This window comes from Marilutibacter maris (genome assembly GCF_006546735.2).
GTDB lineage: Bacteria > Pseudomonadota > Gammaproteobacteria > Xanthomonadales > Xanthomonadaceae > Marilutibacter > Marilutibacter maris.
Window position 1 is genome coordinate 22996 of sequence record NZ_VICD02000086.1, and the last position, 13810, is coordinate 36805.

Below are 13810 nucleotides of genomic sequence, written 5' to 3' on the forward strand. Positions count from 1 at the left end.
CATCCGGACATGCCTGAGCTGGGCATGTAGTTGATTTTCTAAGAATTAGTTTGAAATGGAGTATTTCATGTCCCCTTTGCCTCCCCCTCCCGTCCCACAGCGCCTGCGCGAGATGCTCAAGGACTACCCGGGGCATGTTCAAGCCCTTCAAGACGGCTTGAATGATGTGGTCGCGAAGCCACTCAAAGGGACGCCCATGTTTGAGCAAGCTGTCTGGGCGCTTGAAGATATTCTGGAAAGCTTCATGTCCGAGGCCCGCAAGGAGCTTGATGCCGCCGAGGCCAGTGGGGATGCGGCGGCGATTGAGCAGGCGAAAGCGAAGGACCTGCTGATGGGGCAGGTTAATTTTAAGGGGCGCTGGATAGGCGACGAGGCACTTCTTGAGTACTTCGAGGCCGATAGGAAGGTCTTCAAATGAGCCCTTCCGAGGACCGTTTGAATGCGGAAACCCATGCCCGTATTTTCAGAGATTCAATCCTTCCGAAAAGCGAGTTCAACGTCGCGCTATCGCACAATAGACCGAGGGCCGTCATTCTTGGAGGGCAGCCCGGTGCAGGTAAAGGTGGCCTTACCAGTGCAGCAACCGCAGAGCTGCAGGGCGATGTGGTCACGATTGACCCCGATGGACTCCGCAAGTACCACCCCAGTCTCGAAGAGTTCCGAAACGCCAGGCCCTACAACTGGTCCGGCCTAACTCACCCCGATGCCAGCGCATGGGCCGATGAGTTGCTGGACGCTTCGGTGGCCGGCAAAAAGAACCTGATCTTCGACACCACCCTGAGTAACGGTCAGTGGGCCACGGAAGACCTGATTCCGAAATTGCTGGCGCAAGGCTATGACGTGGAGGTGTGCGTGGTGGCTTCGCCTAAGCTCGAAAGTGAGCTTGGTGTGGATCAACGATTCTCAAGAAGCCTCGACAATAGAGGCTACGGCCGCTACGTCCCCGCCGGCGCCCGTGAAGCGATCTATGACAAGCTGCCCGGCAGCCTGGACATGATCCACGAGCGCACGGACGTACCGATCCGTCTCTTCAATCGCGAGGGCGTGGAGCTCTACGACAGCCGCGCCGATACGCGACTGCCGGGGTCGGTGCTGGAAGAGGCCCGTGAGGCGCGCCTGCACGATCCGAAGCTCACCCGCGAACTCAGCCGCGGCTGGCAGGGGCAAGTGCGCTGGCATGACGACTTGCCCGAGGCACTTGCACGCAACGAAAAGGTGGCGCCGGATACCGCACAGCGGCTGCTGGCCGAGCGTGCCGACGACCACATTGTCGAAGGTGTGGCACGCGATTCCGAGCTGGCCCGGCATATCGACCACACCGTACGTGTGAGACCGGCACGTGTTCACGCGGGCAGCGCACTGGGCATTGTCGGCGCTGCCGCCACCGCCTACGACATCGCCGACACCGCGCACGATGTGTCGCGTCTGCGCGCACAGGGCAATGACACCGCCGCCGCGGCGCGGATCGAGCGTTTCGCGGTCCAGAACGTCGGAGGCTGGGGCGGTGCGGCGGCGGGCGTGGCGGGCGGTGCGCTGGCCGGTGTCGAAACCGGGCCTGGCCTGCTGGTCACCGGTGCCATCGGCGGCGTCATCGGTGCGGTGGCTGGCGACAAGGTGGGCGACTGGCTCGCCGAACGCAAGGTCAATCGCCAGGAGGATTCGCAGGGGCGGACCTGGACCTTCGATCCGGAGCAGCCGGAGCGGGGGTGGACGCATCAGGCGCGGACGATCGATACCGAGGCGATGCGCTTCCAGACCAGCGACGCGATCCGCTACAAGACCGAAACCCTGACCGCCGACCCCGCGTTGTCCGAGCGTCTGAACTTCCAGGCCTCGAGCACCTCGATCGAGCTGGCGCTGGGCGCGCCGCCGCGGTCGCACGACCCGTACTCGCTCCCGGCCGGCGAGCAGGACGCGCGCAGCGCCCGCGAGGCGCCGTGGACCCGCGATCCGGACACCTGGCAATGGAGCCGTGAAGTGAGCCGCGTCGTCGACTATCGCCACAACAGCGAGGTCTACGAAAAGCAGACCGTGCAGGCGAGCCCGCAACGTGCGGCGGAGCTGGAGCAGCAATCGCAGGAGCGCATCGCCCGCAACGCCGGCCAGACCCCGGCGGTGATGGCCGCCAGGTTCATGGACGCCTACGAAAGCAGGGGCTGGGCGCAGTACGGCCCGCCGCCGGAAGTGGTCGCCGACGCGCTGCGGCACCCCGGTCGAATCGTCGGTTCGGACGGCGACATATACGAACGCAGTGCCCAGGGGCAATGGACGCACAACGGCCTGCTGTGGGACAGCGAGGCCAAGGGCAATCTCCGCGATGAGCTGGAGACCACCTACCGGCGGCAACAGGCGGACGAGCGTATCCCGACGCTGGAGCCGGTGCGCGTGATCGCGCCACCGACGACCAGCCGCGCATCCATGCCGGCACCGGGCCTGCAACTCCCGGACAGCCTCAAGGACCCCGCCCACCCGGGGCATGGCAGCTTCCTGCAGGCGCGCGACGCCGTCCATCGGATGGAATTCGCCAACAAGATTCCTGCCGGCCCGCATAGCGAGCAGCTGGCCGCCGCGGTGGCGACCCGGGCCGAGACCGAAGGTCTGCGCCTGGGCTGCATCCAGTTGCGGCAGGGCGGCGGCGACCAGTTGGATATCATCGAGCGCGGCGCCTACGACGCCCCCGAGAGGCATGTCGCACTGGATACCCGGCAGGCGCTGGGCCGCTCGGTGGAAGCGCACAGCCACGACTGGTCGGCGGCCCGATCGCCGCACTACGTCAGCCAGGAGCCGGCGGCCGAACGCACCGCGGAACACATGCAGGTCCTGGAGCAGCTGTCCGGCAACGACCGGGCCCTGTTCGACCGCATCCGCGACCGGGTGCCGGCGCATATCGGCGATGACCGTGTGCTGCAGGCGATGACCGAAGCCCGCGACACGGCCGGGGTCGACCGTCCCGAGCGATTGGGCGCGGTCGAGATCCGCGGCGATCAGCTGTCGGTGGTCAGCAACTCGGCAGCGGGGTTCCGGGCGACCGTCGACCTGGCCGGCCCCGCGCTGTCGATGCAGGAGAGCCTCGACAGGAACAACGGTCCGAGTCAGCAGCTGGCCCAGCAACAGACCCTGGAAGCGCAGCAACGCGAGCAGCAGGCGGCAGCGATGCAGATGGGATGATGAAGGTTCTCCAAGGCGCTCCCGCCGAAAGGATCAGGTTCATCTGTCTAGTGACCTGGGTGCACACGCCCAGTCGAGATGGCCCCGGCCGCCTCGCTCAATGCGCAACCTGGGAGGCGCATAGCACGTCCCGGTAGGCGCACAGATCGTCCAGCAGCGGTTTTTCCTCGGCCAGGATCGCGGCTTTCTCGGCGGCGCCCACCATCTGGATCATGTAGCTCTGTTCGTCGTTGCCCTGGCGGTCGATGAAGGGACTCATCAGGCTGGCCGGCTCGGCGAGGTCGGGCCGGGCGCCGAGGTCGGCATTGGTCAGGCCCGGGGCGTAGAACATGAAGTGCGGCATGGACATGGTGCGCACCTGCAGGTCCGGTGGCCCGATCGTGCGCATGACCGGTGCGATCATGTAGGACAGGCCCGCCTTCGCCGGCGCCCGATAGACCTTGTCCCGGTAGCGGCGCTCGACCTCGGCTTTCAGCGCCTCGGGCGACATGCCTTGGGCACGCATCGCGGCGGTGTCGAGGATGACCTTGAAATGCGCGCCGATGCCGGCGGCGTCGTAGCACAGCGGGATGTAGATGTCGTCGCGGAAGTCGGACAGTTCCCAGGCGGTGCGTTCGACCAGGCAGGCCACGCCGCTGCTTCCTTCGCGTGCCAGTCGATAGCCGCTGTCCGGGTCGAGCAGGTAGACGCTGGCCTCGTCGCGCAGCCTTCCGGGCAGCGCGCTCAGGGCGTAGCGGGTCTCCAGATCGGCGGGCATCGCTTCGATGACGGTGCCGGGGGTGTGGGCGATGGCGGCGTCCTGCGCGGGTGCGGCAGTCACCGTGACCGATGCCGAGGCCAGGCCGAACGCGGTGAGCGCGGGGAGGGCGAAGGCGTTGAGGGTAAAGGCGCGGAGGCGTTTCATGTTTCGATTCCTTGGCGGTGCTTGCGGGCGCCGCGCACCGATGAGGGCGGTGGCGGCTGCAGGCGGATGAGAGCGGGCGGATGAAAGCTCGGGTCGGCAGGCGTGGTCGGTCGTATTCGCGGGTGAGGCAGCTGCCCGCTGTCCCGCAACGGCTCCGCTGCCGTGTGGGCGACGCCGGCGATCGGAGCAGCGGGATGCATGCGCCATGCCGGCGCCGAGATCGAGCGTGACCTCCATAATTCAACTTTACGGTTAAATGTATGTGGCCGCTTCGAAAAAATCAACCGACTTGTTGAATGACGGCCCGTGCGCCGCTGCGAGCACGGGACTGGACCGGCCCAGGGAGCACAGGTGCCCTCTGAACGCGCTGATGCGGGAGACGGGAGCCGGGCAGGTCACGGATGGCGACGATGTCTTCGCGGTCCATCCGGGTGGACGCTTCAAGGCGGACAACGGGACAGCACCCGTCGTCGCGACCGTGGCAATGAGTGCGGTGTTGCACGGCTGCCCGATGGCCGGGCCGACGCGCAGGTGGCGTCGGGCGCGCTGATGTTTGCGGAGCTACTGATCGATGCTTCGACCAGAGGTGACGCATCTCTTCGATGTCGTTCGCCGGGGTGCCGGGCCGGCCCCGGCTTGGGTCACCGCTCCTTCGCCAGAAGCTTGCGACGGATGAACTCGGAATGCGGAACGGCGAGCAGGTCGGCCACGCGACGGACCATCAGTTCCTCGTGCTTGTCCAGGCGCGCGTCGGCGAACGCGACCCGCCACAGCCATTCGACGAGTTCGGCGCGCTGCTCGGGGGCGAGTCCGGGTCGCAGCCCCCGGGTGAATTCATGCAGTGATATCGATTGACGCCTGGCCTCGTGCGCCTGCTCCATCAGCGATGCAAGCTCGGCCGGCGCCATGCCGAAGACCGTGGCCATCGCCTCGTGGACCACGTCCAGCTCGACCTGGTCGCCCCCTTCGGCGGTGACCGCCATCTCCAGCAGCAGCGCGGCGGCGGCCCTGGGCAGCGCATGCGGGTCGGACGAGGGTTCGTGGCGGTTGACGATGCTCGTGAGAGCCTTGAACCAGTCGCTCAAGACGGTGCCTCCGGTGCGATGGGGCGTGATTCCAGAAGCTGGGGCCTTCCCATGTGATTTCAACCCGACTAAAAAGGGACGGAGACGACCGTTGCGCCTCCCCGCCTGGGGGAGACTTCACCCGGACCGGCTTTCGACGACGCGACCCCATGAATCCCCCGTCCAGTGCCCCGACACCCGATGAGGAAGGCCCGGGCCCGCAGTGGGACCGCGTCGCCGCGGGCTGGAAGACGTGGTGGCCCACGATCGAGCGTGCGGCGCAATGCGTCAGCGAACGGATGCTGGACCTGGCGGATGTGGCGCCCGGGCAGCGGGTGCTCGATATCGCCACCGGAATCGGCGAGCCCGCCTTGCTCGCGGCGCGCCGCGTCGGCCCCACGGGATGTGTCGTCGCGACGGATGTTTCGTCGCGGATGCTCGATATCGCCCGCGAGCGGGCCGCTCTGGCAGGGACGTCGAACGTGGATTTCGGACTGGCCGATGCGGCACAGATGGATTTTCCGGAAGGCGGTTTCGATGCGGTGCTGTGTCGGTGGGGCGTGACCTACCTGCCGGATCCGCCCAATGCGCTGGCGGCGATACACCGCACCCTGGTTCCCGGCGGCGGGTTCGCCACCGCGGTGTGGGCCGAGGGCGACAGCCGTCCGCTGGCCGACCTCGCGCAGGCGGTCGCACGGGACATGTTCGACTTGCCGGCGCCACAAGCGCAGGCACCCTCGCGGGCCGGATCGGTGGAGGACGCGCTGGCGAAGGCGATGATTCACGCCGGTTTCGCGGATGTCCGCACCGAACGCCTCGGTCTGACCCTGGAGTGGGCCTGCGCCGATGCGTGCGCGCAGTACGTGCTGGACGTGTCCCCGGACCTGATGGCGCTGTTCCTCGATAGGCCGTCCGCGCAACACGCGGAGTACCGGCGCCGGCTCGCCGACAGGCTTGGGCCGTACGTCGCCGCCGATGGCCGCGTCTGCATCCCGAACCTGACGGTCTGCGCGGCAGGGTGGCGCTGAGTCGCCGCTTTATCCCGCTACGGCCAGATGCCCGTTCGACCGCCACGACATGCCGACGACCGGGCCGGCGATGCGCGCGGCGAGGCGCTGCCCGGCGGTCAGCCGCTTGCCAGCGCGGTCAGGTGTTGTTCCAGCAACCGGCGCACCGTGGTGGTCGGTATGCGCGGCAGTTGCGCCGGGGGCAGGGTGCTTCCGATCCTGCGTGCGATGATCAGTCCGATGAGGTAGCCGCCACGCGCCGGTTCCGGGCCGGTGTGGCCGGCGCTGAAGAACCGCTTGGAATCTTCCGGTGCGGTGGAGTCCAGCACGGGAATCAGGTTTGCGGCGAGCTCGCGCACGGTCGCCTCGTCGACTTGGGCGAGCTTGACGTCGTCGAGCAGCACCTGCACCAGCGACGCCTCCGGATTGAGGCGCTCGCTTACATAGGTGGCGATGCCCTCGGTCCAGAGCGAGCCGTACACGGGCGGGTTGTCGTCCATGATCAGGTCGGGCAGGACCTGCGCCTGGTACAGGTGGAACGATTCGTGATCCAGGAACACCGACAGATTCGCGCCGGCACCGTGGTAACGCACGATGCCATCGATGCCGATGAACAGCGGCAACTGTCCTTTCCACGGCTGCAGGTGGCCGTCGAAGCCGAACAGCGAGGGCATCAGGTAGATCGGCGCCTGCTCGCGACGGAAGTCGGGGAACTCGCTCTGGAAGTGCCGGGTGTGGCGTTCGTAGTGGCGACCGAAGTCGTCGCTGAGGCCGCGCACCTGGTCCGCGATCGAATCGAAGTCCGGCAGCCATCGCGCCAGCCGTTCGGGCGTCGGCTTCAGCCCGGCTCCGGCATAGATATCGGCATGCGGTGCGAAGAACGCAGCCGTCAGTGCCTGCACGCGGTCGTTGGCGCCGCGGGTGCCGTCATAGGCCGACCAGAACGCCGGCATGAGGTCGACCGGGCCCGGGGGCACGGCAGCAGTGCCCGGGTTTGCGGCTGCCAGCAGCGGCGAAAGAGCGGCCAGTCGAAGCAGGTCGCGACGGTTCATCTCAGGATCCTTGCGCAGCAGGGAGGCGGTGCCCCGCAAGCGGCGAGCGGCATGGCGGGAGGCGACAACCTAGTGGGTGGAGTCGCTGTTCGCCAGTGACGTATTGCCTATGCCCTGATCGGGGCCCGGCGCGCGTCATGCGGGGGGTGGATGGACCAGGAGATCGGATTCAGCCGGCCATCGCGGTGCGGTGAGGCGATTGCACGGTCCGCCGAGCTTGGCGAGCCGCTGGCATGGCCTGGTCGGGGCGGAAGGGGCGAGAGCGCAAAGACATGGGCGCCACAGGTGCGGGCGGAGGGTCCTGGTCGCGGTAAGGGCGAGGATTGCCATCGCCCGCGCCGACCGTGCTTGTCGTCGACCCTATGGGACTTCACCGGATGCTCGCGCCCGTGGAGTCAGTAGAGGACGAGGGGGATGTCGCGCGTGTGGTGATCGCGGTAGTCCTCGCGGATGGCCTGGCAGTACGGACCGCCCATGGCGAAGCGACGGCACACCGAGGGGCGGCTCTCGTAGATCGAGCAGCACATGCGCGCACCGTCCAGCGCGACGCACCAGCCGTCGCTGTCCTTCGCCATCACCTGCAGGCCGGCGGCGGTATGGGTGGTGAGGTGCCCGGCGACCCGGTCTTCGGGCTGCAGGACCACGGTCAGGCGGCAGCACACCGCATCGCAGCGGCTGCACAAAGGGGTGTCGGCGGCGACGGCGCTCATGCGCGCGGACGTCCGCGGACGGGCGGGATCGGAGCGGGGAAGGAATGGCCTGGCATGGGCGCTCCCGGGAAGCGACACCCGAAACGGGTGGTCACGCATGGAGGGAGCGAAACCGGCGACGGCAGTCGGAGGGGACGCGCGAATGCAACGGTGGTACGGCTGCCAGCTTACACAACACGGCCCGGCAGGGGCAGGGCGGGTGTTTCCAGGGGGCGCCCGGCCCCCCGGCCAGTGCGACCGTCCGGGCCAGGCGGGGCGGCGGCTCAGGTCCCGGAGGTCGGTCGCCGCACTGGCTTTCGCCTCAACGGCACGGCCCTCTGTAGTCGCCATGGCCGAGATGGGCGCTGATCGCTTCCGGCGGCAGTTCCAGCGTCTTCTTGCCCTTGTGGCAGACCAGCCGCTTGTCGGCGGGGCCGCCGACGTAGTCTCCCGGCAGCATCACGCAGGCGGACAGGGGCAGGGCAAGCAGGAGCGCGGCCAGGCATTTCATCGGGGATGTCTCGCGACGGGATGGTGCGCCTAGAGTAATCCCGCGCCGGCTCCGGCGTCGTGACGTGCGGCCGGTCGACGGGCCGACCGCGCCGGGCGGCTCAGTCGCCGGCGCTGCCGAAACAGGAAGCGCAATGGCCGTCGACGTCCCGCAGCCAGGATTCCCGCGTGTCCCGCGAGCTTCCGACCACCGGTCTGAAGATGACCCGCTTGAAGCTCTCGACGCCGCAATAGGGCAGGACGCAGCGCCCCCAGATCAGTTCCAGCGGATCGCCGAGGTCGCGGCGTTCCCGCTCGGGCTCGGTATCGGAGGTGTTGATGACCAGCGCCGTTCGCATCGCCAGCAGGCCCTCGGGCATGCCATCGGCGGTCTCCAGGCGGTAGGCGACGCCCGGGATCAGGACGCGGTCCATCCAGCCGGCGAGGATGGCCGGCGGCTTGCCCCACCAGTTCGGATGCACGACCAGGAGTCCGCCGGCCTTCGCGACGCCTTCTCGATGCGCTCGCAGCACCGGGTCGACCGCCCGCGCCAGCGTCTGCTCGAGCGTGTCGCCGACGGTATAGGCCTCGTCCTCGCTCAGGCAGGGGTCGAAGCGCTCGGCATACAGGTCGTGATGCTCGATCGTATGGCCCGCCGCCAGCAGGGACGCGCGCGCCGTCGCCGAGATGGCGTGACAGAAGCTGTTGGAGCGCGGGTGGGCGACGATGGAAAACACGTGCATTGATTGAAGCCTCTCGGGTGATCCGGATGCGCCGCGAACAAGTGAGAGACACTTTCGGTTGCACGTTCATGGGACACCGCCGCTGGAGCGGCCGGAGGCAACACTAAGCAATCCACTGCCCCCCCCGATCGTGTACCAGCTTGGTGATCGTGGCATGATCCAAGCTTGATCCGTCGCTTGACAAGGGGGTAGGGCATGGATGGTCGGCCTGAATTTCTCGTCCAGGGTGAACGCGCTCGATTGTTTCCGGTACTCGCGGAAACTTCCAAGGAGGGGCGGACTCTCTCGATCGTCCTCGCATGCATGGAGACCGTGGAGGATTTCGGCAAGGCGCTGCTATCCGACCTCGGTATCAAGGCGGGAGCGCGAATGCGGCTGGAGGCCTATACCGAAGTCGTGCTTCGCAATGGCGGGACTGGTAAGGCGAGACCGGACGGGCTGCTCGTGTTGCGCTCCGGAACCACGAGCTGGACTGCCCTCGTTGAGGCGAAGGTCGGCAACACCGATCTGACGCCGGAGCAGCTTGAGTCCTATTTGGAACTGGCCCGACTCAACGGCATTGACGCGCTGCTGACCATTTCAAACCAGTTCGCGCCGTTGCCGAGCCATCATCCCGTGGAGATCGCGGCGGGTTCTTTGAAGAAGGCGAGCCTCTGGCATTGGTCGTGGATGTACGTGCTGACGCAGGCGGCGCTGCACCTGGAAAGCGGCGAGGTCCGGGATCGCGAGCAGCGTGTGATTCTCAACGAGATGGTTCGTTTCCTCAGCCATCCCAGTGCGGGAGTGAAGGGTTTCGACCAGATGCCTGCCTCCTGGAGTACCGTCGCCAATGCGGTGCAGGCAGGGGGGACGCTTTCGCCCAGGGCCAACGAGGTCCAGGAAGTGGTTGGCGCCTGGTATCAGGAAACTCGAGACCTGAGTCTGATCCTGAGTCGGCAACTGGGTGAGGAGGTTTCGGTGAAGGTACCCAGGGCGCACGTGCTCGATCCCGGGCTCAGGGTCAAGGAGGATGCGGAACGCCTGGCGCAGGAATGCCGATTGCGCAGCATCTTCTCCGTCCCGAATACCGCAGCGGCCATCGAGGTCGCTGCCGATTTCAACCGACGATCCGTCTATGCCTCCATGCGCGTTGCCGCGCCCGGCGATCGCAAGTCGACCAAGGCGCGATTGACCTGGTTGCTGCGTCAGATGGCGAAATCCAGACCCGACAACGTCCATGTCCGGTTCTACTGGCCGGGCCGGGGGCCTTGCACGCAACATCCGTTGTCGGTGCTGCGTGAGCGTCCGGAGATCGCGGAGGAGAGCGGGAAGGTGGTGTCTTCCTTCGAGGTTGTCTACGCACGGGATCTCGCCGGTCGTTTCGCTCAGCGCCGCAACTTTGTGGCCGATCTGGAGCAGGCGATTCCGGACTTCTATGAGCAGGTCGGGCAGCATCTGAAGGCCTGGCAGCCCCGGGCCCCGAAGATCAAGGAGGATCGTGCGGATCCTGCGGATGTCGGCACAGCGGCGATGCAGAAGGATGCCGAGCTTGTCGTGTCGGAGCGGAACTCGCTTGGCGAGGGGAACGCCGGAGATGCCTAGCTCCTTGTCTCGCTGCTAGAACGCGGCAGGGGTCGGCTGCACTCATGTGGCGCATCCTTCATAGCTTTGCACTGATCACGCTCCTGGCATGCTGCAGCAGTGTGCCGGCTCGGATTCCGCTGTTCGAGTCCGTCACGCCGACCTTCGTCCAGGGCCGTGTGATCGAGCTCAGGCCGCAAGGTGCATGGATAGAGTTCGTAGACTCCACCTTCGTCTCCTACGACACGATCGTCGTCGAGCTGTTCTCCCCAATGGAGGCGAGCGGCCAGCGTGTTCACCTGCAGTATCAGGGAGTGCCTCTCGCCGCGGGCAGGACGATCCATGTCGGGCAGACGGTCTCCTTCACCCTGCCAGTCGTTGCCGGTGACGGGTGCTGCGAACCCTACCTCGAAGACATCTCCGATCTTGATGTCCTGATCGGCGAGTAGTCCGTTCGACTCGCGCTTCGCGGCTGCGGTGGGCGTCAATCTCCATCCCGACACGTACAAGCTGGCCCTGTCCCCGCTGCCGCCATCGCCCTAGGATGCAGGGCCCGACCCCACCATCGAAGGACGCCGGACCATGACAGGAACGTTGACCCTATGGACCTACGACTGGGTGCCGCCGGGACCGCGCGGTTTCGTGCGCGACCTGCGCCTGCGCTGGGCGGCCGAGGAGGCCGGACTCGCGCATGAGGTGCGGACGGTGCCGTTCGAGGGGCGCGAGACCAACCATCTCGAACACCAACCGTTCGGGCAGGTGCCGTTCCTGAGCGACGGCGACATCTCGATCTTCGAGAGCGGGGCCTGCCTGCTGCACCTGGCGGACAAGAGCGAGGTGCTGATGCCGCGCGATGCCGTCGCCGCGGCGCAGACCCGGCAGTGGGTGGTGGCCGCGCTCAACTCGATCGAGATGGTCAGTGTGCCCTGGTGGTTCCTGGCCGTGTCCGGCGATGAGGACAACGCCCTGACCGGTTGGTTGGACGCGCGACTGCAGCAACTGGAAACGGTGTTGAGCGAGCGCGATTGGCTCGCCGCTGATCGCTTCACTGTCGCCGACCTGCTGATGGCCGACGTGCTGCGCGTGCCCAGGGTCCGCGCCCACGGCGAACGCCCCGCGACCGAGGCCTATGTCGCCCGCATCACCGACCGTCCCGCCTTCCACAAGGCGCACGCGGCGCAGATGGCTCATTTCGCGGCGGCGGACGCGAAGCGGGCCTAGTCCGGCGACGGAGCAGGCCGACTCTGGCCGGATGATCGATCCTGCCAGGCTGGCGGCGTTATCCGCGACGAGTCCGATTGCGTGCTGCGCTAATGCGTCCGCTGCTGCCGGATGCGGGCGAGCCGCCGGGCTGATTACATGCTTGGGGACAGACGCGCATGGCCTTTCTGGAGCCTCGATCCATCGCCAGCGTGCAGGAGCCGCTTCCGATCGGGGTTTGCTAGGCTGCCTTAGGGCAGCCTGGGAGGGGCTTATGCAAACAGTACTTCGAATGGTGATGGTGGCATCGCTTCTATGCGTGTCCGGTTGCCTGGCGACGCACGAGACAGCATCGGGAACCCCTCCGGAAACGGTTGCCATGGGTGACGCCGAAGAGCAGGGAGGCAATGAGGCTTGGGCCTACGCCCAGCGTCGTGAAGCCGCGATTGCCCTGGCGCGTACCTCGGACGACTTCATCACCGCTCGGGAGCGGCTGGCCGCAGTGATGGCTGAGCCGCTCTTCCAGCAGGTCTCGGTCAGCGAACAGCGGGACGTGTTGTCGGCGGCGGCCTGGGTGGAAGTCCGCTCCGGTCAGTACCAGCCCGCCGTGCGCTACTACCGGCGTGCCGTGCAACTGGACCCTGGCGATCCGGACGACTGGCATCGCCTGTCGATGGCGGAGAACGTCGTGGGCAATCAGGATGCGGCTCTGGATGCATTGCTGTACCTCGTGCAGGAATGGCCACACCTTGTCGATGCGCTGTCGGCTGGCCAGGTGCTGGCAATGTCTGGCACAACGCAGACGGACCCCGCAAAGCGCATGCGGCTGATGCGGACACTCTTCGATGCCAACTGGAAGCGTGAGGAGGAGGCTGCCAGCAGCCTCTGGTACGACATGGCCCTGGCGCTGATCGAGCATGGCGATCGGGAACAGGCGAAGGAGGTCATCCGACATGTCTCTTGGCCGTATCCGTTGATGAGCATGCAGGCCGACAGGCGTTTCGACGGTCTGCTGCCCACGGAGCCTGGCTACGTTGTCGTGTCATTGAATCGGCTGATCGAGCGGCTGGAGGCGCTGGCCGGTGACAACCCTCGCAACCTGTATACCCAGAACGCCTGGATGGAGGCGCTTATGCATGCGGGGCGGCACGAGGAGGTCATCGCCATCAGCGGAGACATTCTTGCCAGGATCGCCGCGGAAACGCCACAGCAGCCGGCATTCCACGACAGCGACGACGAGAACTTCACCATGGAGATCCGCTACCGTGCACTGGACCGCGCGGGGCGCATCGAGGAGGCGGAAGGCGCTCTCGTGCGTGCAAGCGAGCTCACCGAGTTCGGCGAACCCAACATCCGCCAGAAGCTTGCTCTGGCGGCCTGGTACAACGGCATGTTGAGGCCTGACGAGGCCATTGCTGCAATTGACCGTTTGAGCGCAATGGCAGAGGCGCCCGACCTGTTGCTGCGCGACGAGCAGCTGCTGATTGCGGCGTTGATCAAGGGAGAGCGCGATCAAGCGGACGAGTTGTTGATGCGCATCCGTGAGAAGGCAGGCGATGATGATTCGAGGCTTCTGACGCGGGCCTTGCTGCGCTCGGGACGCATGGATGAGGCGGAAGAGGTGTTGGTCCGACGCTTGCAGGATCCGCGACTGCGACGGGACGCGTTGCTCTTTGCCCAGGTAAGCCCGGAACCCGAGCCATTGCCAGGTAGCGTGGACTATCGTCGCGACTGGAAGGCGCTGCTGGCGCGTCCTGCTGTGAAGCGGGCGATCGACAAGGTTGGCCGAGTCCAGCCGTATGAGGTGTGGTGATCCGAGGTAGGTGGACCAAGCATGATGTGGAGTCAGCCTTCCTATAGATCTGGCGTCATGCGTGCTCCGGGCTTCCTCCTTTGATCCAGCGCGCATGCGGCTATGACAGCGCCTGTCCTAC

Annotated in this window: 13 protein-coding genes; 7 read left to right on the forward strand and 6 right to left on the reverse strand. The window is 66.5% G+C overall.

Translation table 11 applies throughout. The features are described 5' to 3' along the window. Window positions 1-55: 55 nt before the first annotated feature. Together FKV24_RS19540 and FKV24_RS06160 are read left to right on the forward strand one after the other, a co-directional pair. On the forward strand, window positions 56-418 hold the full coding sequence (locus FKV24_RS19540) for a hypothetical protein (protein WP_211371798.1): 363 nt from the start codon (window positions 56-58) through the stop codon (window positions 416-418). Further along, window positions 415-3168 (forward strand): zeta toxin family protein, encoded by a 2754-nt coding sequence (locus FKV24_RS06160; protein ID WP_141481750.1) that lies wholly within the window; start codon window positions 415-417, stop codon window positions 3166-3168. The genes FKV24_RS19540 and FKV24_RS06160 overlap by 4 nt, the downstream gene beginning before the upstream one ends. 97 nt (window positions 3169-3265) lie before the next feature. On the opposite strand, the gene FKV24_RS19200 is transcribed toward FKV24_RS06160, so the two are convergent. After that, entirely contained in the window at window positions 3266-4072 is an 807-nt protein-coding gene (locus FKV24_RS19200) for a hypothetical protein (protein ID WP_170288226.1), read from the reverse strand. 641 nt (window positions 4073-4713) lie between these two features. Further along, window positions 4714-5157: a tellurite resistance TerB family protein gene (locus FKV24_RS06175; RefSeq protein ID WP_111266651.1), complete on the reverse strand. Its 444-nt coding sequence runs from the start codon at window positions 5155-5157 to the stop codon at window positions 4714-4716. Between the two features lie 149 nt (window positions 5158-5306). On the opposite strand from FKV24_RS06175, the gene FKV24_RS06180 reads away from it, so the two are divergent. After that, window positions 5307-6164, forward strand: a complete 858-nt coding sequence (locus FKV24_RS06180; protein WP_141481753.1) for a class I SAM-dependent methyltransferase — start codon at window positions 5307-5309, stop codon at window positions 6162-6164. 98 nt (window positions 6165-6262) lie between these two features. On the opposite strand, the gene FKV24_RS06185 is transcribed toward FKV24_RS06180, so the two are convergent. The 4 genes from FKV24_RS06185 to FKV24_RS06200 form a co-directional block, all read right to left on the reverse strand. Continuing rightward, the gene (locus FKV24_RS06185) at window positions 6263-7195 is read right to left on the reverse strand and encodes a hypothetical protein (RefSeq protein WP_141481754.1); all 933 of its coding nucleotides are present in this window, start codon (window positions 7193-7195) and stop codon (window positions 6263-6265) included. A gap of 395 nt (window positions 7196-7590) precedes the next feature. After that, window positions 7591-7905 (reverse strand): YkgJ family cysteine cluster protein, encoded by a 315-nt coding sequence (locus FKV24_RS06190; protein WP_141481755.1) that lies wholly within the window; start codon window positions 7903-7905, stop codon window positions 7591-7593. A gap of 301 nt (window positions 7906-8206) precedes the next feature. After that, the gene (locus FKV24_RS06195; protein ID WP_141481756.1) at window positions 8207-8395 is read right to left on the reverse strand and encodes a hypothetical protein; all 189 of its coding nucleotides are present in this window, start codon (window positions 8393-8395) and stop codon (window positions 8207-8209) included. Window positions 8396-8495: 100 nt separating this feature from the next. Next, window positions 8496-9116, reverse strand: coding sequence for an NAD(P)H-dependent oxidoreductase (locus FKV24_RS06200; RefSeq protein ID WP_141481757.1), 621 nt, complete (start codon window positions 9114-9116; stop codon window positions 8496-8498). Between the two features lie 303 nt (window positions 9117-9419). On the opposite strand from FKV24_RS06200, the gene FKV24_RS06205 reads away from it, so the two are divergent. The 4 genes from FKV24_RS06205 (at window position 9420) to FKV24_RS06220 (ending at window position 13689) form a co-directional block, all read left to right on the forward strand. Next, window positions 9420-10697 (forward strand): hypothetical protein, encoded by a 1278-nt coding sequence (locus tag FKV24_RS06205; protein WP_211371800.1) that lies wholly within the window; start codon window positions 9420-9422, stop codon window positions 10695-10697. 44 nt (window positions 10698-10741) lie between these two features. Next, window positions 10742-11125 (forward strand): hypothetical protein, encoded by a 384-nt coding sequence (locus tag FKV24_RS06210; RefSeq protein WP_141481759.1) that lies wholly within the window; start codon window positions 10742-10744, stop codon window positions 11123-11125. Between the two features lie 133 nt (window positions 11126-11258). Further along, window positions 11259-11897, forward strand: a complete 639-nt coding sequence (locus FKV24_RS06215) for a glutathione S-transferase family protein (protein WP_141481760.1) — start codon at window positions 11259-11261, stop codon at window positions 11895-11897. Window positions 11898-12255: 358 nt separating this feature from the next. Beyond that, on the forward strand, window positions 12256-13689 hold the full coding sequence (locus FKV24_RS06220) for a tetratricopeptide repeat protein (RefSeq protein ID WP_170288227.1): 1434 nt from the start codon (window positions 12256-12258) through the stop codon (window positions 13687-13689). Window positions 13690-13810: the final 121 nt, after the last annotated feature.

Excerpts from the sequence above, each read along its gene's own strand:
- FKV24_RS19540 (WP_211371798.1), top strand. The coding sequence starts at position 56 with ATGGAGTATTTCATGTCCCCTTTGCCTCCCCCTCCCGTCCCACAGCGC.
- FKV24_RS06160 (WP_141481750.1), top strand. The coding sequence starts at position 415 with ATGAGCCCTTCCGAGGACCGTTTGAATGCGGAAACCCATGCCCGTATT.
- FKV24_RS19200 (WP_170288226.1), bottom strand. The coding sequence starts at position 4,072 with ATGAAACGCCTCCGCGCCTTTACCCTCAACGCCTTCGCCCTCCCCGCG.
- FKV24_RS06180 (WP_141481753.1), top strand. The coding sequence starts at position 5,307 with ATGAATCCCCCGTCCAGTGCCCCGACACCCGATGAGGAAGGCCCGGGC.
- FKV24_RS06185 (WP_141481754.1), bottom strand. The coding sequence starts at position 7,195 with ATGAACCGTCGCGACCTGCTTCGACTGGCCGCTCTTTCGCCGCTGCTG.
- FKV24_RS06190 (WP_141481755.1), bottom strand. The coding sequence starts at position 7,905 with ATGAGCGCCGTCGCCGCCGACACCCCTTTGTGCAGCCGCTGCGATGCG.
- FKV24_RS06195 (WP_141481756.1), bottom strand. The coding sequence starts at position 8,395 with ATGAAATGCCTGGCCGCGCTCCTGCTTGCCCTGCCCCTGTCCGCCTGC.
- FKV24_RS06200 (WP_141481757.1), bottom strand. The coding sequence starts at position 9,116 with ATGCACGTGTTTTCCATCGTCGCCCACCCGCGCTCCAACAGCTTCTGT.
- FKV24_RS06205 (WP_211371800.1), top strand. The coding sequence starts at position 9,420 with ATGGAGACCGTGGAGGATTTCGGCAAGGCGCTGCTATCCGACCTCGGT.
- FKV24_RS06210 (WP_141481759.1), top strand. The coding sequence starts at position 10,742 with ATGTGGCGCATCCTTCATAGCTTTGCACTGATCACGCTCCTGGCATGC.
- FKV24_RS06215 (WP_141481760.1), top strand. The coding sequence starts at position 11,259 with ATGACAGGAACGTTGACCCTATGGACCTACGACTGGGTGCCGCCGGGA.
- FKV24_RS06220 (WP_170288227.1), top strand. The coding sequence starts at position 12,256 with ATGGGTGACGCCGAAGAGCAGGGAGGCAATGAGGCTTGGGCCTACGCC.